At 63.6% G+C, this 21,504-nt stretch carries 20 protein-coding genes and 1 tRNA gene; 16 read left to right on the top strand and 5 right to left on the bottom strand.

What is annotated here, in order from left to right; all coding sequences use genetic code 11:
• The first annotated feature begins 151 nt into the window (after positions 1-151).
• The 3 genes from ACZ5VQ_RS06825 (at position 152) to ACZ5VQ_RS06835 (ending at position 2,450) form a co-directional block, all read left to right on the top strand.
• Positions 152-1,078: a phosphotransferase family protein gene (locus ACZ5VQ_RS06825; protein WP_469103969.1), complete on the top strand. Its 927-nt coding sequence runs from the start codon at positions 152-154 to the stop codon at positions 1,076-1,078.
• A gap of 186 nt (positions 1,079-1,264) precedes the next feature.
• Entirely contained in the window at positions 1,265-1,684 is a 420-nt protein-coding gene (locus ACZ5VQ_RS06830; RefSeq protein ID WP_469103970.1) for a hypothetical protein, read from the top strand.
• Entirely contained in the window at positions 1,677-2,450 is a 774-nt protein-coding gene (locus ACZ5VQ_RS06835) for a hypothetical protein (protein WP_469103971.1), read from the top strand. The genes ACZ5VQ_RS06830 and ACZ5VQ_RS06835 overlap by 8 nt, the downstream gene beginning before the upstream one ends.
• A gap of 162 nt (positions 2,451-2,612) precedes the next feature.
• Here ACZ5VQ_RS06835 and ACZ5VQ_RS06840 read toward each other — a convergent pair whose 3' ends face one another.
• Positions 2,613-3,863 carry a hypothetical protein gene (locus ACZ5VQ_RS06840; RefSeq protein WP_469103972.1) on the bottom strand — a complete coding sequence of 417 codons (1,251 nt, stop codon included), beginning with the start codon at positions 3,861-3,863 and terminating at the stop codon, positions 2,613-2,615.
• Between the two features lie 398 nt (positions 3,864-4,261).
• On the opposite strand from ACZ5VQ_RS06840, the gene ACZ5VQ_RS06845 reads away from it, so the two are divergent.
• The 5 genes from ACZ5VQ_RS06845 to ACZ5VQ_RS06865 all read left to right on the top strand — a co-directional run bounded on the left by ACZ5VQ_RS06845 (position 4,262) and on the right by ACZ5VQ_RS06865 (position 8,696).
• Positions 4,262-4,810, top strand: coding sequence for a bifunctional DNA primase/polymerase (locus tag ACZ5VQ_RS06845; protein ID WP_469104081.1), 549 nt, complete (start codon positions 4,262-4,264; stop codon positions 4,808-4,810).
• Positions 4,800-5,102, top strand: a complete 303-nt coding sequence (locus tag ACZ5VQ_RS06850) for a hypothetical protein (RefSeq protein ID WP_469103973.1) — start codon at positions 4,800-4,802, stop codon at positions 5,100-5,102. The genes ACZ5VQ_RS06845 and ACZ5VQ_RS06850 overlap by 11 nt, the downstream gene beginning before the upstream one ends.
• 14 nt (positions 5,103-5,116) lie before the next feature.
• Positions 5,117-5,440 carry a hypothetical protein gene (locus ACZ5VQ_RS06855; RefSeq protein ID WP_469103974.1) on the top strand — a complete coding sequence of 108 codons (324 nt, stop codon included), beginning with the start codon at positions 5,117-5,119 and terminating at the stop codon, positions 5,438-5,440.
• A gap of 1,312 nt (positions 5,441-6,752) precedes the next feature.
• A complete protein-coding gene (locus ACZ5VQ_RS06860; protein WP_469103975.1) occupies positions 6,753-7,529 on the top strand; it encodes a hypothetical protein in 777 nt (258 codons plus the stop codon).
• A 246-nt stretch (positions 7,530-7,775) separates the two neighbouring features.
• Complete coding sequence (locus ACZ5VQ_RS06865; protein WP_469103976.1) at positions 7,776-8,696, top strand: hypothetical protein; 921 nt, start codon at positions 7,776-7,778, stop codon at positions 8,694-8,696.
• A 625-nt stretch (positions 8,697-9,321) separates the two neighbouring features.
• On the opposite strand, the gene ACZ5VQ_RS06870 is transcribed toward ACZ5VQ_RS06865, so the two are convergent.
• The 3 genes from ACZ5VQ_RS06870 to ACZ5VQ_RS06880 form a co-directional block, all read right to left on the bottom strand.
• On the bottom strand, positions 9,322-11,598 hold the full coding sequence (locus tag ACZ5VQ_RS06870) for an nSTAND3 domain-containing NTPase (protein ID WP_469103977.1): 2,277 nt from the start codon (positions 11,596-11,598) through the stop codon (positions 9,322-9,324).
• A 576-nt stretch (positions 11,599-12,174) separates the two neighbouring features.
• Positions 12,175-13,437: a hypothetical protein gene (locus tag ACZ5VQ_RS06875; RefSeq protein ID WP_469103978.1), complete on the bottom strand. Its 1,263-nt coding sequence runs from the start codon at positions 13,435-13,437 to the stop codon at positions 12,175-12,177.
• Between the two features lie 507 nt (positions 13,438-13,944).
• On the bottom strand, positions 13,945-14,685 hold the full coding sequence (locus ACZ5VQ_RS06880; RefSeq protein ID WP_469103979.1) for a GntR family transcriptional regulator: 741 nt from the start codon (positions 14,683-14,685) through the stop codon (positions 13,945-13,947).
• Between the two features lie 202 nt (positions 14,686-14,887).
• Here ACZ5VQ_RS06880 and ACZ5VQ_RS06885 point away from each other — a divergent pair, with 202 nt between their 5' ends.
• The 7 genes from ACZ5VQ_RS06885 (at position 14,888) to ACZ5VQ_RS06915 (ending at position 20,410) form a co-directional block, all read left to right on the top strand.
• Positions 14,888-15,229 (top strand): SCO3933 family regulatory protein, encoded by a 342-nt coding sequence (locus ACZ5VQ_RS06885; protein ID WP_469103980.1) that lies wholly within the window; start codon positions 14,888-14,890, stop codon positions 15,227-15,229.
• Positions 15,229-16,548 (top strand): FtsK/SpoIIIE domain-containing protein, encoded by a 1,320-nt coding sequence (locus ACZ5VQ_RS06890; RefSeq protein ID WP_469103981.1) that lies wholly within the window; start codon positions 15,229-15,231, stop codon positions 16,546-16,548. The genes ACZ5VQ_RS06885 and ACZ5VQ_RS06890 overlap by 1 nt, the downstream gene beginning before the upstream one ends.
• Before the next feature lie 12 nt (positions 16,549-16,560).
• Entirely contained in the window at positions 16,561-16,755 is a 195-nt protein-coding gene (locus ACZ5VQ_RS06895; protein ID WP_469103982.1) for a hypothetical protein, read from the top strand.
• Between the two features lie 36 nt (positions 16,756-16,791).
• The gene (locus ACZ5VQ_RS06900) at positions 16,792-17,082 is read left to right on the top strand and encodes a hypothetical protein (RefSeq protein ID WP_469103983.1); all 291 of its coding nucleotides are present in this window, start codon (positions 16,792-16,794) and stop codon (positions 17,080-17,082) included.
• A 352-nt stretch (positions 17,083-17,434) separates the two neighbouring features.
• On the top strand, positions 17,435-18,796 hold the full coding sequence (locus ACZ5VQ_RS06905; protein ID WP_469103984.1) for a replication initiator: 1,362 nt from the start codon (positions 17,435-17,437) through the stop codon (positions 18,794-18,796).
• Positions 18,786-18,989 carry a helix-turn-helix transcriptional regulator gene (locus ACZ5VQ_RS06910; RefSeq protein WP_466756324.1) on the top strand — a complete coding sequence of 68 codons (204 nt, stop codon included), beginning with the start codon at positions 18,786-18,788 and terminating at the stop codon, positions 18,987-18,989. Before ACZ5VQ_RS06905 ends, ACZ5VQ_RS06910 begins: the two co-directional genes overlap by 11 nt.
• Positions 18,986-20,410, top strand: coding sequence for a tyrosine-type recombinase/integrase (locus ACZ5VQ_RS06915; RefSeq protein WP_469103985.1), 1,425 nt, complete (start codon positions 18,986-18,988; stop codon positions 20,408-20,410). The genes ACZ5VQ_RS06910 and ACZ5VQ_RS06915 overlap by 4 nt, the downstream gene beginning before the upstream one ends.
• Positions 20,411-20,628: 218 nt before the next feature.
• Here ACZ5VQ_RS06915 and ACZ5VQ_RS06920 read toward each other — a convergent pair.
• Positions 20,629-20,700 (bottom strand) — tRNA-Arg (locus tag ACZ5VQ_RS06920).
• A 162-nt stretch (positions 20,701-20,862) separates the two neighbouring features.
• Between ACZ5VQ_RS06920 and ACZ5VQ_RS06925 the strand changes: the two genes are divergently transcribed.
• On the top strand, positions 20,863-21,375 hold the full coding sequence (locus tag ACZ5VQ_RS06925; protein ID WP_469103986.1) for a response regulator: 513 nt from the start codon (positions 20,863-20,865) through the stop codon (positions 21,373-21,375).
• Positions 21,376-21,504: the final 129 nt, after the last annotated feature.

Consider the following 21,504-nt stretch of genomic DNA (forward strand, 5'->3'; position numbering starts at 1 on the left):
CACGGCTCCGGAGCCCAGGTGAGACCGTGACTCTTTTGGGGGTCTGACCTGCGGGGGAGCGGCATCCATGGGACCCGCTGAGCAAGGTCATCACGCCCCTATTACGTGGGCGGCCTGTCGAGCGGCGGGGCGGCGCCGTATGGTCGAAGACATGATCTCGGGCAGCGGCGGGGGCCAGGACGGCGGTACGGAGTTCACGGCAGACGGCCTTGAGGTGGTCCTACGAGAGGCGTGCGAGACGGCAGGACTGGACTCCGACGGCGCTGAGTTGCTGCGGCTCGGCTCCAACGCCGTGTATCGCTTATCGGCGTCGCCGGTCATCGTTCGTGTTGCTCGTGACCCTGATGCCCTGGAGGAGATGGAACGGGCCGTACGGGTTGCCCGCTGGCTGGAGGCGGAGGACCTTCCGGCAACTCGGGTGCCGGCCAGGGTGACGCAACCTCTGGTGGTCGGCGGTCGGGTCGTGACGTTCTGGGAGAGCGTGCAGGAGCGCGAGGAGTACGCCACGGTGGGCGAGCTGGCAGACCTGCTCCGCCGTCTCCACTGGCTCGAAGAGCCGGAGTCCCTGAGGCTCCCGTACTTCGACCCCTTCGCGAAGCTCTGGGGGTCGCTCCGGCAGATGGACGGCGTAACGGCGGACGACCGCGCGTTCCTGGAGGAACGAGCTGGAAAGCTGAACAAGGACTACGACCGGCTGGACTTCGTGCTCCCCTTCGGGATGATTCACGGGGACGCGAACATAGGTAACGTGCTCCGCCATCGGGACGGTCACGCGGTTCTCATCGACCTCGACGGCTTCGCGCTGGCTCCTCGGGAGTGGGACCTAGTCCTCACCGCGATGTTCTACGAGCGGTACGGCTGGCACACGAGAGCTGAGTATGAGGAGTTCGTCCACCGGTACGGCTTCGACCTGCTGAACTGGCCGGGCTACGAAGTGCTCGCCGATCTGCGCGAGTTGATGATGGTCGTCTGGATCGGGCATCAGGTTGCCACGCGCGAGAGGTCTGCGGAGGAGTTCGCTCGGCGGGTACGGTCCCTGCGCACGGGCCAGGGCCGGGATGAGTGGCGCCCGTTCTGAGGGAGGCCTTGCGGGCTCTCGCTCGTTGCCAAGCAGGAATGCCGAGAGGCCTTGAGCGGGAACGGTGTCCAGGGATCAAGCATCCATAAAAGATCACAAGAGGTTCTGTGTCGGCGCTCTCCCGGACAAACCACCTCTCTGGAATGCTGAGCTGAATCAGCTGCGAGCATTGCCCAGGGGGAGGCCATGCAGTGGACTTTGTCGATCACTTATGGTGCGCTGGGCGGTCTTGTCGTGGAGATCGTGGTGTTCTACGGGCGCATCGCGACGTGGCAAGCGGCCCGTCATCGGGCCCTGTCGAAAAACAAGACGAGAGATCAGCTGCCACCGCTCGGCAAGTACATCGACGCACCCTCCGACGCGCTGGCGGCCTTGACCCGTCTCTCTCTGGGTGCAAGCGCTGGATGGATCTTCTCCCCCCAGCTGACCGGAGCATTCGCGGCGGTCGCGGTGGGAGCCTCGGCTCCGGCGCTGCTGCGGCAACTCGGCAGCGCGAAGACGATCCAGTCGGCGATCAGCGGGAGTCACTCCACCGCTCTGGCCCTGGAACCAGCCCAGCCCTCCGCTATCGCGCCGGACGGGGCGGAGGTGCTCGGCCGTGAGTAGCCTCCGACGACGCTATTGGGCGTCGCTGACCGATTCCAGGGGCGACAACCTCGAATCGCTGGACCACATCATCGAACACGGGCGACGCAAGGACCGGACCTTGTGGCGCAGGTACCTTGCCTCCTTGCTCGACGTCGAACTGACCGGAAAGGAGACGGTCGGGAAGCCGAAGCACAATCCGATGACCGAGATCGGGAGCGTTGCCGTTCCCGTCCGTAGGAGCTGGCTGGCCGTCGCCGCTTCCGTACTTCTGGTCTTCGGCGCCGGGTTCGGCACCTCGTTCTCTCTGCAAGACCAGAAGGCGGCGGCCTTGCCCGTCGTCATTGGTGCCGCGCCCACGCTACCTGTGGGGGCACGCAAGGAGATTGGGGAGTACGCGTGGGTTCCGCCCAAGGGCTGGGAACGGGTGGTGCAGAGCGGCGCCGAGGTGCACTACACCTCGCCGGACAGCAAACAGGAAATTCTCGCCAACTCCGCCGTGATCCAAGGCGACTTGATGGAGCAATGGCGGGCGTCAGAGCGGAACACCCGTCAAGAAGCTGAGGGCTACCGGAAGATCCGTCTGGCAGAGGCCACCTTCCGCGGCTGGCCGGCGGTCGTCTGGGAGTACACCGTCAAGTTCAGTGGGGTGCAGTGGCACGCCCTGAACGTCGGCTTCAATGCTCACGGCAGGTTCTACCAGATCAGCACTTGGTACCAGCCCGATATCGAGCCTCGGGCCCTCAAGACTTATAGCGTGGTGAAGGACAGCTTCACCGTGCTGTGAGCATCCCAAACTCCTGGAAAACGAGTGGAGTAGCCGCGTCCAGTCGGCTTCGGCCAGGTGCCGATCCTCAGTGACGATCTCCTCGTGCCGCGCTCGGGCGGCACTCACGATCTTCCCAACCCGCATCAGGGGCACCGAAGGATCACCAACGCCCGAGGAGCGTCACCTCGCCGTTGGCGCGCCCGTCGCGATCCACAGCCGGTGCTCCGCGGCCTGCTCCTCGAAGTCCCGTACGGTGGCGCTGCTACCGGCGTGTGAGAGGTGCTGCCGGAACTCCGCGAGGTAGTTCACGCAGCGGGCGGACTTCAACTGTTCGCCGAGATCCAACGCGTCAAGGGCCACGCGACAGGCTTCCTCCAGATCCCCGGCACGTAGGTGCGCGTCTGCAAGAACCATGGTCGCGAAGAAGTCGCTACGGACGTGGCTGCCGCTCATCGCGTTTGACGCGTGGGCGACGGCTTGGCGGGCGCTGTTGACGTCTCGGAAGCAGTGCGCGGCCTCGGCGGCGAGTTCCGCTTCGTCGAAGTAGCTGATCCACTCGGGCTCGTCGTCGCTGTTCCGACTCTCCAGGGTCTTCGTCGCTGCTGCCAACGCGAGTTCGCATGCCCGAGTGTCTCCGGTACGGGCCAGAGCGCGGGCCTCCATCGCGTGGAACTGCGCGCGAAGCGTCGGCGTCGCCACGGGCGAGATCCCCATGAGCGCTGCGCGGGCGAGCGTTGCGGCCTGCGTATAGCGGCCCAGGAATGTGGCCTGGTGGCTCATCGCGGAGAGGATGCTCCCGGCGAGGCGGCGATCGTTGGCGTCCTGGGCGAGCCGCAATGCCTGTAGGAAGTACCGCTGAGCGAGACCGTGATGGCAGGCGTCGTACGACATCCAACCCGCGAGGAGAGTCGCCTCGGCGACGGTGGAGAACAGTGCTCGGCCAACGGGCTCGGTGTACTGGCCGCTCAGCAGCGGAGTGACATCGCGACTCAGGAACTGGATCACGGAATGCCGCGCATGGTCGCCTCCGAACCGGTCATCGAGCTGAGCGAACATATCGGCGGTCGTCTTGACCGTTGCCACATCGGCGAGACCGACACCTACCGCACTGTTGCGCGGCGCGGCGGGGAACGACGGCTCGGGCGCCACAAGCCACCGGAGGGAGGCTTCATTCCACGCAGGCTCGGACGCCGGAGCTTCGAACAACGGCTCATAGCCGTTGAGATCAGCACGCCATAACCACCCGACCGATTCAATGGCGGCATCGGGACTGTCGGGGTAGCCGGCCTCCAAGAGGGCCGAGTCCGCTCCGTCGGAATGGTTCAGCCCGAGTTCTGCGGCGCTTGTGCCGAACGCATCGCTGAGGAGCGGCCCGTAGAACTCGTCAGGGACGCTGTGGCCGTTCTCCCAACTGGCGATACGTCGCTTCACGCTGGCGTCCGCCGGGAGTTGGTGCCCACGTCGCGCGGCGACCTGACGCAACTCACGTACGAGACGCGGTTGACTCCAGCCTCGGTTGGTACGGGCTTCACGTAAGCGGACACCGATCGGCTGCATCGGAAACGCGCCCCTTCTTTCCCTCTCGTGTGCCGTATAACAAGCCAGTCCCACAGTCGAATGTACGCGCCGCCAGTCCTCATGCACGCGCTGTAGCCGAAGTTGCCTTGGCCGAGTGTGGGGTGACGGGGGATGACGTACGGGGAGGTGCCGCGTCACCTCCCATCACCTCTCGTCATCTGCCCAGTTCAGGAGCCCTGGGACCAGTCTGGATCTGCGGCGGCAGAGAGGCCGTCGGCGCAGCCCGACAGAGGTGAGATGACGTGCAGAGGATGACCAGGAGAGGCGTCGAGTGGCTGTCTGCCGCCGCTGACGATCCGGAGATGTGCCGAGCACGGTGGGCGGACGACCCGCGTGGGCCGCGCATGCTGCCGACGGGGCGTCTCTTCGATGTCGTGGCGATCGACCAGCGCATCGGCTTGGAAACCTTCGATCTGCTCGTACGCCGGGAGATGCCGCTCGGCCCGGTCATGCTCGACCATGCGGCTCGGCGGGTCGGTTTCTTCCTCAATTCCCGATGGCATGAGCGCTTCGTTCGCTTCCTGACCCGGGCGACCGACAACCCGCCGCCGTACAGGTATCTGGGCGATAACTCGTTCGTCGTTGTACCTGGCCCCATGCCTATGTCGGGTGATCGCTACCAATGGCTCCGAGCTCCGGTCCGCCGGCCGGAGGCCGACCCACTACGTGCAGTTGCGCTGGCCTTCATGTTCGTGGCCGCTGCTGACCTCCTCGCGCGGGTCGATCACTACAGCGAGCAATACCCGAACCCGGAGGCGGCGACGGCCGAAGTCCTGGAGGCGGCGGCCAATGAACAGTGAGGGCGAGGAGCGCGACGGCATCGCCCGTTGGTCTCCGCTTGAAAGCGAAGGATGGTACGCCGCGCGGGGTGCCACGAGCGCGCTGCGCGACGTCCTTACGGCGGCGGGCCTGGAGAAGGACTTCCCGTACCTGCGAGCGGACCTGAACGCGTTCGGCCATGGACTGATCGAACTCGGGCGCGTATCGCCGGAGACGGCGGAGCGGTTGGCGGAGCTCCTGAAACGCGCACAGTCCTGCCCGCAGGGTGCGGACGGCGTGTGTAGCGGCCCGACGAACTTACGAGAGAACTAAGGGAACGGGGAGTCATGACGGACTGGCGAGGAGTGGTGGCGAAGCGGGCCGAGAACCTGACGCCCGGTGTGCCTTACGTACGCGGCTGGGTTCGTGCCCGGCGCGGTGCCGAAACGCTGGCACGACAACTGGCCGCGTTCGGCCTGGAGTCAGACTTCCCCGGCCTCAGCGCCGATGTGAACGTCTTCGGTGACGGCCTGGTGAGTCTGGGCTCGATCCGACCGGAATCGGCGGCACTCCTGGCTGAGCTGATCGCCTCGGGGCTGGCCGCGGAGATGGCCGACCGTGCGGCTCCTACTCCCGGCGAGCATGAACACCGGGGCGCTCCGGCGGCCTGAGAACTGCTGCCGCCCAAAACTCCGGTCCGCTGCGGTCGACAGAGACTCCCCTCCCTCAGCGGACTGGACCGTGGGCCTGTGCATCGGCTGCCTCCGTCACGGCAACCGGGGTACAGGGCCTTGGCATGACGGTGCACGTTTCGTGCACAGCGGTCGCCCCTGTCCGCCCGGCCGGGACCGGCGCCCCAGCGCCGCAGCCCGGACGGGATGGCGGGGGCGACCGCCCCACATACGTGTGTCTCTGGCTCACGACGACGGGCGCTTGGCTGCCTGGGCCCTCAGTTGGGAAGCTGGGGAACTTAGGGGCCTACCGGGGCGCTGACCTGGGTGAACGACTTGGCTGCAGCTCTTTCGGGCTGGCCCGGTTTCACCGTGATTCCTCGCTGCTCCCCGGTGGATCTGGTGCGCTTGTGGTGCGACCGTCGGCAGAGATCCCAGAGGCGCTGTCACCTGAACGCACAGGTGATGCGCCCGTGGTCTTCGAGCTGCTGCTGTTGTTCCTCCGGGCCGGGAGCGTGCTCGTCGCCTCCACACCTTAGAACCGTTCCGTCGTCTCCCTCGTACACGGACGCAACGCCTCCGTGATGGCTACAGGCTCCCTGGCGACCAATTGAGTCGGAAGATCGGCCATCTGCGCATGCCTGCCCTTGGTACGTCCATCGAACCGGTGTGTCTGCGGCCGACGGAGTCTCAGAATTGACAGGCGGATCCTCAGCATCGTCATTCCACCCACTGAGTTGGGCTGTCACCGGGAGGACGATGAAGATCCCTACCGCGAAGGTGCCCGCCAGGCTGTAGCACACCACCCGAGCGATCCTCCACGCGCGGCTCTGGACGAGTCTTCGCATGAGACTGAGCATGGAAGTCTTCTACCGCAGCGAGGGGCTTGGGTGAGCCCCTACGTCGAGAACGACTGTACAGAGACCGCCTTGCTGCGCGTCCCGTTGGCCGTCACGGCCAACGCGTTCAGAGCCGGCCCAGCATGCTTTCCAAATGTGTTGGTGGGGTGTTGGGCTCTGGGTGGGGGCATTCAACCGCGTTCACAGACGTTCGGTCGCCAGGCGATGGTCCTGCACTAGCCTCGTCTAAACGGCCGTGAACGGGGCTGAATGAGACGGATGGCTGCCTCGGAGGAGCGCCGCGCCAACGGTCTTCTTGCTGCCTCCGGCCTGAGTTCTGCTCTACACGACGTTGCTATGTGGGTTGGCCTCCGAGCCTGCAAGACGAACGAATCGATCAGTCCCGTCTTAGGCAGCCCCCTGATCTGGGAGAGGTCTGCCGAGACTAGATCGCGGTAGATAAGCTGCCGGATGTGTCGACTGCTGACGAAGTGCCTGAGATTCCCGGATCTGACGCCGCCCCGCTGTCGCGTTGGGAGCGTCTGGGGGCAGCTCTGTCGGGTGTCGCCCTGGCTGGCGCAGGGGTGGCCGCAGTCTTTAAGACCGGCAACCAAGCTGGCTCGGTCGCCCTTCTTCTGGCCGGCGTTGTTCTCCTGATCATGGCCATCAACGGATCGCCACTCACGCGGGCTCGCTATCAGGACTATGAGCTGCTGATGTCTCGCCGTAGGCACCAAATCGTTGCCAGCATCGAGCAGGAGGCGCCACAGGATGCGCGGCAAGCGCTACAGGTTTTGAGCTCCCTTGATCCCAGGGCCACCAATGACCCATTGGTGGCACGAGTCTCAGCGCTCGTCTACGAGCGTGAAGTATTTGATCGTCTTGCCAGAGTTTATCCCGATACGCGTCTGGTCGGTGGGCCTGAGGATCTTGGTATCGATGTAGTCGTACAAAGCCCTGGCGCCTTGATCGGCGTGCAGATCAAGGCGGGTGAAAGCGTCTTGACAGGCTCGATGCTTCGCAAAGTCATCCACGCCGCCGCGGCAGCGCGGAACTACGGCAGGATTCCGTTTGTTGGCCTTCTAGTGGTCACGAACCGACCTCTGCCACAGGATCTGTCTCGGCGGCTCAGGGAAGCGGCGAGTGCAGACCTCCCGACCACCGTCGTGCGGTGGGTGGACGAGCAAGACGACGTGGTTCTGGAGGGCAAAGTGCAAGAGCTCGTCGCAGCGCTTGGTTCATCTGGTTGATCTCTAGGTCTCCTACATAGCCTCCCTGTTGGAGCGAGACAGCTTGAGATCCTACCCAACGGCGGTTTCTGTGCCTGCTACGCCCAGACACCTACGTATGGCTGACACTCGCTCAGGCGACAGCGTTCCTAGTACGTGGTACCGCGACGTCGAATTGCCTCCGCGAGGGGTGGGTCTCTTCGACCTTGGTGACCCGAATTTTCGCAATCTAATGATCCCTCCGCGTGCCCGAGCTACCATGCAGCGATGATGATTGCGGCCTCGACGGTGCCCGAGCTGTTCGGGATCCCTGTCGCTGTACTAGCCCTCGCAGTATCCCTGCTCAGTTTCCTTCTAGCCTTTACCGCGTTGGGCTGGCAAATTCTGAAGCATCGACTCGACGGTGGACGCCCAAAGGTCTTCCTCAATGCTGCTATCTGGGAACCCAATAGCCGAGTACTCGTGAATCGATCCGGAAAGTGGGAGATCTCTGGGGATGTAAATCCGGAGAATCTTGAGCTGGCACAGTTGGTTGTGGAGAATCCTGGTCGCGCTGCGATAACCGTGTATTCCCCTGGCGTCGCGGTCACTGGTACCAAAAATCGTTCTTACAGCATGACGCCGAGATTGTTTCCGGTATCGGGGTTTGGCGCTGACAGCGCCACGGCTGAGATGTCGGTTCGCATCGAACCGTACGATCGTGTCACCTTCCTCTTCGACTATTTGTCAGTCGTCCCGCGCGTGCTCAAGGAGGCCGGCGGCGGGGGCGTCACGCTTCGCGGTTGCGTCTCGGTGGCCGGGTCCAGCAAGCTGCAAAAATCCAGTTTGCGACGCGCATGGCGCATCCCCCACGATGCTTGGACGGCCCGAACGGATATCTACGAAATCTCGCCGTTCACCTTGATCTGGCGGGACCTGTTCAAGATGAACTCGAAGATCAGTTCCCAAGATGAAGGTGCGAGCAGATACCCAGACTTCATGCTGGGGACAATTGTGCGCACTGCCATGTTAAAGTTTGACGAACGGCCCAAGGTCGACGAATTCCTCAGCGAGCTGGAGGAAGCCGCCCATCAGCACAATGCTGAGGAAATCGAACTATACACCGTTTCCCTGACGATGGATGAGTCGCTCGACTCCAATGAAGGGCATCTGTCGAGTTGGTCGCCTCAGCATCGAAGGTCGGCGTAGCGGCTTTGGACTGGAACTCCTTTGGCGAGAGTGATCACGGCTCCGTAAGATCCCGGCGCATGGGGCAGTCTGTAGACCTGTATGCACGTCGTCCAGGATCGCCTGCTCAAGAGGCGGCCCGGTCGCGAGTGACCCCAGCGTTGATGTCAGAAGTGGACTTCAAGGCCTCGGATAATGATCGGTCTGGGGCCTTTTGCCGGGCGCATCCAGAAGGATTCGAACCTGCGACAGCCGCTTTAGGAGTTCGATCCGGGCATGCATCGGCTGAGATCGGTAACTGGTGCGGCGGCCGGACAGAGACGCTGGTGTTCGCTTCCGTCCGGCGTCGTTGATGTCAGCCACGGATGTCAGAACCTTCTGATCCGTAGCTCTACAGAGACCGGTCATTGAAGGTCATGGGGCGGCGGTGGGGCGCCGCCGGTTGCTGGGGTTGCTGTACCTCGCTGCTGTACCTCAGCAGGGTCATCCGCTGAGGGCTTCCACGAGAGCCATGAAGATGCCCAAGCCGAAGACAGCAACGGCCACGAGCCCGATAAACACCAACGAGCAGCAAGAAGCGATTGCCGCTGTGGCCAACGCCGGGCCCGAAGATGCCGGCGAGGCAGACGGCTGCGGTCTCCGGGCGCTATGAAAGCTCGCGAAACATGCCTTCGATCGCCCTACGCTCGGAAGGCGATACGGAGGTGCCTGGGAATCCGTACCCCATCCCAGAGGGGGGCCGATCGCGGGGATACTCGTCGTATGCGTAATGTTGTTCAATCGAATCTCGAGCAGACTCAATGTCTGATCTCATGTCATCGATGACGCCGACTCTAATCGCCATTGTTTCAACGTCGTCAACCCACTGATGATCAGAATCACGATCTTGCTCATTGCCGGATAAGCTCTCCAGCTCCTGCCGCAACCCAGACCAGACGCTCTCGTAAAACTTTTCACTAGGGTCGAACTGTTGCTCCAGAACTGAGCCGTACGACTCAAAGAAATCCTTGAATGCGGTCACATCATCTAGCGTGTACAGCAATTCACCCCAGCTTTCGAAGGCCCATCGCAGATCATCTCGGACAGGATCCGGATCTTCTGCGTAGCGCATCATCAAGGCCACATTGAAGGGCCTCCAATCGTCCGGCTCCATATATCCCGAGGCTGAGCCCTTAAGAAGTTCGGTTGTCACTGCAAGGAGCTCATTGAACGATTTCTCTAGCAGTCGATGCGCTGGCTGCAGAGAGTTGAGAAGGGGTTTAATCGTTCGCTGATATATCCTAGCCAGTCCGCGTGAATCAGATTTGCTGGCCTCTTTTTCTTTGGCGATGAGCTCCATCATCTTCCTGAGAATGGAGCTTGTGTGGCGAGTAACTGTTTCGGCGCAGTTCGGGAAGCGGAGCTTACCGTCAAGCTCGGATACCGCGTATACCAGGAGCGTGCTCACTTGAGCCAGATGCACTGCGTCCCAGATGATGGCCATCAGGTAGTCCGGCTCTTCGTCAAGGAAAGCGAGAGTGAAGTCACGCACGCTTGGATTGGCGTAGGCGATCATTGTGGCCCCGTCACCCGTTTTTTCCAGGCTGACAAAGGTGCCTTCTAGTACTCGAAGTGCGCTCGTATACTCCGTTGGCTTCGCCTCTTTTTTAACCAAATCCTTAAGGTCCCTGGAGTTGGCGCCATGAACAGGAAATGAGGCAAGTGTAAGCGTCAGCCGTTGCGCAAGATCCGACAATCCATTGTTGAATACTATTCTCCAAAGGTCCAGCGGATGGTCAAGCGTGTGGTTAAGAGTGCGCGCGAGTTCATCCGCCGACGCGTGAGGCCGCTTGATGACCAATTCCAGGATCCGCGGGGAGAAGTTTTTATGCCTAACGACTGTCCAGTAGGAAGAATTCTCTACGTACTCCCTGACGACTTCTCGTGACAGGGTAGAAAAATAGAGATGATTGTACAGTATGCGGGCTCGTTGGATCGCCCCGTACTCAGCAATCTTTATTACGAACTCGACAACTCGTAAGTCTGCATGAGCGATCGGCTCGCTGATTAGTCGAGCTTGTTGAAGAATTTGCGATCTTGTAGTCATGACAAGCCGCTTATCTGGGTTCCGCGCCACGCGGTCCATTAGGCGTATTACTGAACTGTCCTTCGCGCGCCTTTCGCTGAGGTCCGTCTGTCCGAGAAAATCGTCGTACAGGAATACCTGCTTGCGACCCGACTTGTATGCCCTCCATGCGTCGTCAACGTCGGTTCCCACCGATATGATCTGCCAGTCTTCGTGCCAGTACCTTAGAGCAAGCATTTCGGCGAGCATGCTCTTGCCGACTCCCGGCGAACCCGTTAGGACGACCACATGCTTATCGTCGATTAGTTCGTATGCCGCTTTGAAGCTGCTGGTTGGAACATACAGCTTAACTCGATCCCTAATGTCCTCAAGTAGCGCCTCACTGCGCTCCCAGATGCCGCTCTGGACAATGCGTTCCAAAATGGTTGTCGAGGCGAGCCAAAGCTTAAAATGCTGTTGCTCTACTATTGGATGCCGCGTGATTAGGCCATTGATATCAGCTTGGGTCAGTAGGTCGGCGGTGTCAGAAAGCCACGGCTGGAGGTCACCAGCGAGGGTGTCTTTCTGTGTCCTGTTTAGATCTTGGGACGTGACGAACAGATAGCGGTCGGGCTTCTCTTTGTCCATCTTTGGAACTTCCCGACGTGCCGACGTGCGAAGGTCCGAGAACGACGAGCCGAGGTAGTGCTTGCACTGGACGACGACCTTCCCTGCTGCCGTGCTCGCCCGTAAGTCGATGCCTCCGTCGCGACCACGACCGAACGCCTCCAAGCGCCAGCGATACTCGGCTTCGAGAAGATCACGAATCAATAATTCGAAGTCGTTAGGCGAGAGAGTACGGAAGTCGTAGTCGGCCAATTTGTATGCTCCAACAGAGTTAGTGATCCGTCAGCATGCGCGCCGAGGGAAGGAGCATTAACTATACCGACGCTAGCGTCCGCCGCCGATGGTTTGTCAGATCACGGAGAATTGGCTTCAACGGGTGCTCAAGTCGACTGGCGCTGGCTCGAGCTGGGCTCACCTGCGTTCGATGTGCGCACCACCTGTCGCCGTCTGTCGACGTTGGTCACTGTCCGACGGCCCAGGGACAGCGCAGCGACGGGTACCTGCCGACGGCGGCGGGTAAGCGATCAACCCCACACCTCCAAGGCGTGGCCTGCACCGCCCTCTGATGTCGCCGACGCCATCGCATCCACCGAGCGGCAGGGGTGGGTGCCCACTCGCACGGCTCACCGTTTCAGCTCGATCAGTCCGCCGGCTTCTCTCCCTTGCCTTGAGCGCCGCTATGCGATCCGGCTGCGACCGCTTAGATACGCCAGTGTTCCCTTCTGTTGATGTCAGCCATCGAGGGGCGGCTATGGGCGCGACTTCGCCGCCATCGGAATGGAGCGCGGGGGGTTCGACATGCCTGCCGGTCCATCGGTTGCGCTCACACTAATCTAGCCCTAGGAACTTCTCGTTTTCCGGATCCCATCGTGACCCGTAGATTTTAAAGAGCTTACATAGATCCAACCAGAAACCGAGAAGTGAGATCTGTTTGATGAGCGCTTCGGTGAAAGTATAGAAAGGGACTTCTCTCCCCTTGTAGCTGATCATGCCGTCATGCATGGTGTAATCGAATTCTGCATGTGCGATACTGTTGCGCACGTCTCTATTGAAGGCGGCATTCCAGTGGTAGCGGAGGAGGGTATGGCGATCTAGGTAAGCCTCTTTGGTTGCCGCCCTGGCCTTCGCGTATTGATTGAGGTTATTTACCTGGTCACGTGGGCTAAGTGCCCTCGGCGCCCATCCCTGAGCGTCAGTAGGGTCGCGGATGATTTCAGAATCCCGACCTTCGGCAATATTCTGCATGCGAATCACCAGGGGAAGCATTTGGCAGCTTACCTCGAAATTCTGCCTGTAGGCATCTCGTAATGAATCGATACGCCCAGCGGGAAATTGCCATCCTCGTGGAATCGGGGTGCCGATGGCGCGAAGATGGATAACGGTCAGGGCTGGAGTCCATTCCTGATTGCTGCGCAGAAGGCTCAAGAACTGCTCGGATGCTCTTTTATTTGCGGCACCGAACTCGGGTTTCGTAATAATGGAGTGAGCGCATTTTGCGAACTCTGCTTCCTTCTTAAACGTTCGCGACCATGTATCTTGTTTGCTCTTGGGATACGCACCATCGGGATCTATGGACGACACCAGCATATACAGGAGCCGATGCAACGCCGTGTGGCGGTCCAGTGCGGATGGGCTGTCTGGCCACGCCTCTTCGAAATTGCGCTTCATTACCGAATCTAGTAGATCCCACTTTTCTCCGAGGTAGAATGCGTAGGCATGCTCCAGTGGGTCGATCCGGTCTCCGAACCATCTGACGATGGATAGGCATTGCATGTATCGCTTAAAATAATCACCGAATAATTGGGATGCAGCAAGGAAGGATGAGAACTCTCCGGTTGCTGGATCGCTTGGCAGGTCCCCATAGGTTGTAACTGTGTGCCATTCTGTGTCCGCGCGTTCGGGATCGATTAGAGTGATACCAGGCAGGGAAAGTCGCGGAAGGCCGTCACTAGCTTCGTATGTTTCCCCTCTGATCGCGGAGTGGCAAGTGGGGCATGAGACAGTGACGAGCTGTCGTTCGCGTGCAATGCCGACTCGTAGAACAATTGCTGCTTGGCATGCCGGGCACTCGATGTAATTGCGAAGGATCACTAATCGCCCCTTGCGTGAAGAATTGGCTGCCCTTATTCATAGATATTCGACCTGATGTGCGAATAATCCCTTACGGGGCGGCGCTAGTCTAGTGCTGCTTGGCTCGATGGGGCGTTTGCGGCCCGTTTGCCGTCAGGTCGGCGGAGCGGCTTTGGGGTGGCGCTGCTTTGGCGCGAGTGATCATGGCCCCATAAGCTTCCGGCGCGTCGGGCAGTCTGTGGACCTGCCCGGTAAAGCACGACGTTAGGGCCATGATCTTCGAGGCTCGCGCCAAAGTGGCTCCGTAAAGCCGCGTAGCCGACTGCCCCAGCCACGACGTACCCCTTCTCTGGCATCAGGTGGCTGCATGCTCTGAGCGCGGCACGGACGCCGGCTGGGCTGGAGCGGGGCGGAGACAGGAGAGCAGGGGCCGGGCCGCGCGCGGGGAGCGGAGCGAGCCGCCTTGATGACGTAAAGAAAGTCTGAGCCAACCCGGGGTTCCGTTCCGGTGCGACTTGGGGGGCCTGGCTACAGCTTGAATGAGATTTCCAAGTCGTTGCCAGGGAGGTGGAACTCCTCAAGTGCTAGAGGCTTGTCTCTCTCGTTGAGCGTTACTCGGATGACGTGCAGGAGCGGCACTCCGTCCGGGAGTCGGAGGGCCTGGGCCTGGTCAGGCATAGGCATGCGGGTGCGGACGTACTCCGTGAAATGGAGTACGTGGTTCAGCTCGGCGAGCGCCCCGTAGAGCTCCGGCGCCGGGGGTGGCGCCTCCTCCTCGTACTTGGTGTCGATCAGTACGGAGAACGGCACGTATGTGCGGTGGAGTTGGCGGAGGCGGCCATGGTCAGCCGTCTGCAAGGCGTCGTAAGTGAACATCGGCTCGCCCGGAGGGATGCGCAGAAGGTCGGCCAGGGCCAACGGGGCGTCCGTTCGGGTGGCTACTGGCGGCTCGGCATCCGTCCAGCGGATGCCGTCGGCCTCCACATATCGGCCGTCGGGCGCGAGGCGCACGCCGCGCGGGCGGGTGAGGCTCGGGCGGCTCTGGGGGGAGCGGGCGAACGTGCCCCTACCCATGATCGCCTCGACGAGACCGGATGCCCGTAGCTCCGTGAGTCCCTGACGGACCGTGGGACGCGTCACGCCGAACTGCTTCGCCAACGCCTCCTCGGAGGGGAGTGGTTGGCCGGCGGGGAAGGTGCCGTTCAGGATGCCTTCGCGCAGGTAGTCGGCGATCTGCCGGTACTTCGGCTGCGTGTTTTTCGGCGGCATGCAGGGCCCTCCAAGGCCGGTTCGCCTCGCGGCTGTCCAAGAAGTTGGGCAAGTTGACCAACTTCTTGGACAGCGTCCCCCATCACAGGACGGTTGACAACCCGTACTACGGGTCGCACTCTGGAGTCTCAACCCGTACTACGGGTGGTCTAGCAACCCGAAGGATTCGCCTTCGGGTGCCCGAGATGAGGAGTCCAGAACAGTGGCAAGCCTTCCGATCGACACCGCGAAGTTCACGGGGATCATCTGTGCCGTACCCCCGGCTCCGCGCATCGCCAATCGTGAGACCGGTCAGCTTCGCGTTGACCGCGAGACCGGAAAGACCGTGTACCAAGTCGGCCTGTGCCTGATGGCTGGGTCATCGGCAGACGTAGTGAACGTGAGCGTGGCCGGTGAGCCGTCCGGCGTGCAGCTCGGTATGCCGGTGACCGTGCGGGACCTGGTCGCCACCCCGTGGGAGAACGACGGGCGACACGGGGTCGCCTTCCGTGCCGCGGAGATCCGCCCCCTGAACGCTCCGGCGGGGAAGGGGGCCGGGCAGTGATGACCCTGGCCTCCAACCCTTCGACCGGGGCGACCTGGCCGAGTTGGGTACTGCTGGTGGCCACAGTGCTGGTGTCGGGCCTGCTTATCGCAGGCCCGGCCCTGCGCCGTCGCTACCCGGTGGGCTGGTGGCTGTTACTCGGCTTCCCGGCCGTGGCTTTCCGGGTGGCCTACACCTGGCGGCCGTTGATGGCTGGGTGTCGGCTCGCTGTGAGCCGTCGACCGGCACTGACCGTGGTATCCGGGCTCGTCGGCAACGGGGCACCTCCGCCTCAGCCGCGCGTGCCTCGGCGTGGGCTCATACGCCCGACCGCCGGCGGATTCTGGCTGCTGGTGCGGCTGTTACCCGGGCAGGTGCCCGAGGACTTCGTCAAGGCGGCACTCGCCATGGCGGAGGAGTGGCAGGTCCACGCGGTACGGGTGACCTCCTGGAAGCCGGGAACCGTGCGTATCACTGCCTCGGTGGCTGACCCGTTGGCCGCTCCTCGGATTCCGAAGCAGCGCGGGCCCGGTCACCTGCTCCGCGTGACGGTGGGTGCGCTGGAGACCGGTGCCGCGTGGGTGATGGATCTACGCCGCGTGCCGCACTGGCTGATCGTCGGTGCCACCCGCTCCGGCAAATCGACGTTGATCAACGCACTCGTTGCGGGCCTGGCTCCGCAACCGGTCGCGCTGGTCGGCATCGACTGCAAAGGCGGCATGGAACTGTCGCTCTACGAGCCGCGGTTGTCCGCGCTCGCGACCAACCGCGAGCAGGCGGTCAAGCTCCTGGTGGCACTCGTAGACCTGACGCTCGACCGCATGACCATCTGCCGGACGGCTCGCGTCCGCAACATTTGGGGCCTGCCGGAGAAGGAACGCCCGATCCCCGTGGTCGTGATCGTCGACGAGATCGCCGAACTGTTCCTCGTCGCGAGCCGGAATGAGAAAGACGAAGCACAGGCGGCCGGTACGGCATTGATCCGGCTGGCCCAACTCGGCGCGGCACTCGGCGTGTTCCTCGTCGTGGCCGGACAGCGGGTTGGCTCCGACCTGGGGCCGGGTGTCACGGCACTGCGTGCACAACTCGGCGGACGCGTGTGCCACCGAGTGGCCGACCCCGGTACGGCGGAAATGGCGCTCGGTGACCTCAACCCCGACGCGCTCAAGGCGGCGCAAGCCATCACGCCGGAACAGGCCGGTACGGCGGTGCTCGCCTCCGGCGACGGCTGGGAGCGGGCTCGCTCTCACCTGACCACTGAGGCGGAGGCGGAAGCCATCGCGGCCGAATACGCGCACCTGGCCCCCGCCCTGCCCGAACTGCTCGCCGTGACGAAGTGAGGGAGATTCGCCGTGCTGGTATCCATGTCGGCCGTGCTGCTGCTCGGCCTCCTGATCTGGTTCCTGCTGCGCATCCGCTACCTGCGTCTGCCCGACGTGCTGCTCTGCGGAGCCTTCGGCTTCCTGCTTTCAAGCACCGTGGCCGCGCCGGTCGTTCAGACGCTCCTCGACGGAGCGAGCGGCTTCCTCGGCCAACTCCGCTTCTGAATCAACCCGACCCGATCGCAGAAAGGTGGGCGAGCCATGCCCGAGTACTTCATCCGCTCCGGTGATCGCACCGCGTTCATCGCCGGCCTCCGTGAGCTGGCGGACTTTCTCACCGCCAACCCCGCTGCCCTCGTGCCTAGTACCGCGTCTTTCGGGGTCTTCGTCGACGCTGCCAACTCCGTTGCTCGCAGGGCGGGTGCGGAGCACGTGGCCGCACCGCTCGGCGTCCCGGTGGAGGACATCGGCGAGGGCTACTACAACGCACGCCGTGAGTTCGGACCGATCGCGTACAGCTTCATCGCGATCCCGCCCGAGGAACGGCAGTGACCGCCCGTACGACGGGCTCCCGACGGGGCGCGAAGTCGCCAAACCCGACCCCGTCAGGAACCCACTCCGTCCGCCACATGAGCAGTGAAAGGAGCACTCACACTTTGTCCACCGCGCATCGTTCGCGCAAATCCCCTCAGCCGGACTGCGAGTTGAGGGAGAAGGAACGGCCGACCTGTGTCGGACGGGAACAGGTCGTCCTCGTTGGGCTCGACGGTTTCGAGCAGCACCTGTGTCCGGCGCACGCCGCCGCACTATGGCTCACCGATCCGACACTCAGGTTCAGCGCGAAGACCCGACCGCAGGGGATCACAGCCGTGATGTGGCAGGCGTTCGGGGGCGGTGATCGGCGATGACCGCACCTCTCCCGAAGAGCGTTGCTGCCCTGGTCGCAAGGGCTTCGGAGCCTGAGTTCGCGGCCTGGCGGCGCAACATCGTCCGCCTCGGCGGCTGCACCAACCCGATTCACCTGGTCGGCGGGGCAACCGTCTTCGACACGACTACGGGCGAGGCACTGTTCTCGTACGAGTCGGACGTCTACGGCGGTCGGCTGCTGACCGCGTGCGGCAACCGTCGGGCGACTGTCTGCCCGACCTGCTCTCGGCTCTACCGAGCAGACACGTATCAGCTGATCCGGGCCGGGCTCGTCGGCGGCAAGAACATCACGGCGGAGGTGAGCGGGCACCCTCGGGTGTTCGCCACCCTGACCGCTCCCGGCTTCGGCCCGGTCCACACTCGCCGTGAACGAGACGGACGGGTACGAGCCTGCCGCCCCCGGAAGGCGGGGGAGTGCTGCCGACACGGATCGCCGGGCGGCTGCCACAAGCGACATACGGCGGACGATCCCCGGCTCGGTGAACCGCTCTGTCCGCGCTGCTACGACTACGCCGGGGCCGTGCTCTGGCAGGCGCACGCCGGGCGACTCTGGCACCGCTTCGGGCTGGAGCTGCGTCGCGAGATCGCTCGGAGGGTTGGGGTGTCCCGCACGGAGAGCAGCGATGCCGTCCGGCTTTCGTACGCGAAGGTGGCCGAGTATCAGCGGCGCGGCCTGGTCCACTTCCATGCCGTGATCCGCCTCGATGGTCCGGACGGACCGACCTCGGTCCCGCCTGGTTGGGCGACAACGGCTCTTCTGGCGGAGGCGGCGCGGGAGGTCGTCGGTCGCGTGCGGCTCGTTGCTCCTGGCGCGGAAGTCGTCGGTCCTCGTGTGCTGTGTTTTGGCGAACAGGTCGACGTGCGCCCCATCGCTGCGTTCGGCGCGGGGGAGCGGCTCACCTCGACTGCGGTCGCGGGTTACATTGCCAAGTACGCCACCAAGGGAGCGGAGTCCGCCGGCGCGGTGGACGGCCGGGTTCACCACGCACGGGACCTGGTCATGCTGCCCGTACGGGCTCACGTACTCCGCCTGATCAGTACCTGCTGGTGGCTCGGCGGCTTGCCCCCGTTCGAACCTCTCGGGTTGCGGCGCTGGGCGCACATGCTCGGCTACGGCGGCCACTTCTCCACGAAGTCACGCCGCTACTCCACCACCCTCACCGCACTCCGTCAGGCCCGTGCAGAACACCGTGCGGAGGAACAGCGCACGGCTCTCGGTATCGGCACGCGGTCGACTGTCACGGTCGGCCAGTGGCGCTACGCCGGGCGCGGCTACTCGTCTGAGGCGGCACTCCTGGCCGCCTCGGTGCGGGAGGGCGGTGGTCCTCATGGCGCGTGAGAAAGCGGCCGAACTGCTCACCGTGCGGCAGGTGCTCGAAGAGCTGGGCGGGATCTCTCGGCGCACCTTCTACCGCTGGCGGGAACTGCGCATAGCCCCTCGCTGCATCCGGTTACCGAACGGGGAGCTTCGGGTCCGGCGGGACGTGCTCAACGACTGGTTGGAGAAGCGTGCGGAGGGGGCCGCGTCGTGAAGTCGTACAAGGTCGTCATCTGGAAGCTCAGTATCAACCGGTCGGCGAAGAAACCGACGTACCTCGTGCGCTGGTCCGTTGACGGCGAGCCGTTCCACGAATCGCACAAGACGAAGGCGCTGGCCGACCGCTTCCGCGCGAAGTTGCTCCGGGCGGCGGACAAGGGCGAGCCGTTCGACACCGTGACTGGTCTGCCGGACTCGCTCCGAGGTGGCAAGGCGGCGCTGTCGTTCCTGGAGCTGGCACTCAAGTACATCGATGGCCGGTGGGCGGAGGCGTCGGCGAAGCAGCGGGACAGCGTGACCGACTCGTTGGCAACGGTTGTCCCCGCACTGGTCAAGCCGGGGCGTGGGCGGCCCACTGTCGAGATCCTGCGGCGAGCGCTGCGTTCGTACCTGCTGCCTCCGCCTCGTAGGGAGAGGGAGCGGCCTGAGGAGATCGCTTCCGCGGTGCGCTGGATTGAGAAAGCGTCGCTTCCGGTTGCGGAGTTGCAGGAGATCGCTCGGGTTCATGAGCTGATCGGCGCACTCGGCCGGAAGCTGGACGGCAAGCCCGCGGCAACGCAGACGTACCGGCGACGGCGCGCGGTGGTCTTCAACTCCCTTGAGTTCGCTGTGGAGTTGGAGGCTCTGCCGTCCAATCCGCTGAGCCGGGTGCGGCGAAAGAGGGGCAAGCGGCCAGTGCAGGAGGTCGACCGGCGGGTGGTGGTCAACCCTCGGCAGGCGCGTGAGTTGCTGTCGGCGGTGACGTACGTGGGCGGCTACGAGCGGGCCAGCGGTCGACGACTGCGGGCGTTCTTCGGATGCCTGTACTACGCGGCCGTACGGCCCGGTGAGGCGCTGGGCCTACGTCGCTCGGATTGCACGCTCCCGGCGAAGGGCTGGGGCCGCATCGAACTGGCTGAGACCCGGCCGACGGCGGGCAAGGCATGGACCGACTCCGGCGAGGCGCACGATCGGAGGGGTCTCAAGCAGCGGGCAGAGGGAGAGGTACGGATCGTGCCCATCCCACCTCCGTTGGTGCGGCTGCTTCGTGAGCACGTGAAGGAGTTCGGCACAGCGAAGGACGGCCGGCTCTTCGCGAGCGAGCGGGGCAATGTCGTGGCCGCGTCGTCGTACTCCCGTGTGTGGAAGCAGACGAGGGAACTGGCGCTCCTGCCGGAACAGGTCTCCTCGGTCCTGGCTTTCCGTCCGTACGACCTCCGCCACGCGGGCGTCTCCCAGTGGCTCAACTCCGGCGTACCCGCCCCGGAGGTGGCGGCCCGTGCCGGTCACTCGGTCGACGTGCTGCTGAAGATCTACGCCAAGTGCATCGACGGCCAGGAGCAGGAGATGAACGACCGGATCTCGGCGGGCCTGGGAGAGGGGGACGACACCAAAGACTGCAGGGCCCACACGCCCCTCACGCGAGCCCCGGAGTGATCCGGGGCTTTCGTCGTGTCGGAGGTGTGTCGGAAAGCTACGCTCAAGGGGACGACAAACGGCCGTTGACCTGCCGGAAGGGTCGCCAAGATCATTACGTCGTCATTACGTGATCACTGGCAAACGGCTGCTTTCGGCGGCACCTGCCTGCACATACGCCAAGACCCCGTCCTCAGCTAAAGCGCTGATGGCGGGGTCTCTGGGCACCTCATACAGGGTGCCCCCGGCAGGATTCGAACCTGCGCACACGGCTCCGGAGGCCGTTGCTCTATCCCCTGAGCTACGGGGGCGTGTCGGGCGCGGTGTTTGCGGCGACGGGTAGAACCCTACCAGCTCTTTCGGGGTCGTCATGAACGGGTTTTGGGGGTGGGGGAGGGGGTGTCGCGGGTCGTTTCGATCTTGGGCGGCGGGTGGGTTACGGGTGGGTTCGGGATCGCTCGCGCGGGGTGGAAGTGGGGAAAAGCCGGACGCGGCCCCACGTGCCGACCTACTCTCGAGTTGTGCCAGGCGCGTCGGGTCGGGTGCTTGTTGTGGACGACAACAAGGTCATCCGGCAACTGATCAGGGTCAATCTCGAGCTGGAGGGTCTCGAGGTCGTGACCGCGGCCGACGGTGTCGAGTGCCTGGACGTCATCCACCAGGTCCGGCCCGATGTGGTCACCCTCGATGTGGTCATGCCCCGGCTCGACGGACTGCGTACCGCCGCCCGGCTCCGGGCCGATCCGCGGACCCGTAACCTCCCCCTCGCCATCGTGAGCGCCTGCAATCAGTACGAGGTCGAGAACGGCCTCGACGTCGGCGTCGACGCCTTCCTGGCCAAGCCCTTCGAGCCCGCCGAACTGGTCAGGCTCGTACGCCAGTTGTTGGAGCGGCGGGAGGCTCCGCCCACCGGTGCGTCCTTTGAGAGCGCCGAGAGCGTCTACGGCTCCGGCGAGACGGAGCGCGCCGGCCGCGCCGGCAGCTGAGTCGACAACCGAGGTCGACAGCCGAGACTCTTGCCGTCAGCCGTCAGCCGTCAGCCGTCAGCCGTCAGCCGTCAGCCGTCAGCCGTCAGCCGTCAGCCGTCAGCCGTCAGCCGTCAGCCGTCAGCCGTC

This window comes from Streptomyces sp. NPDC033178, assembly GCF_055577685.1.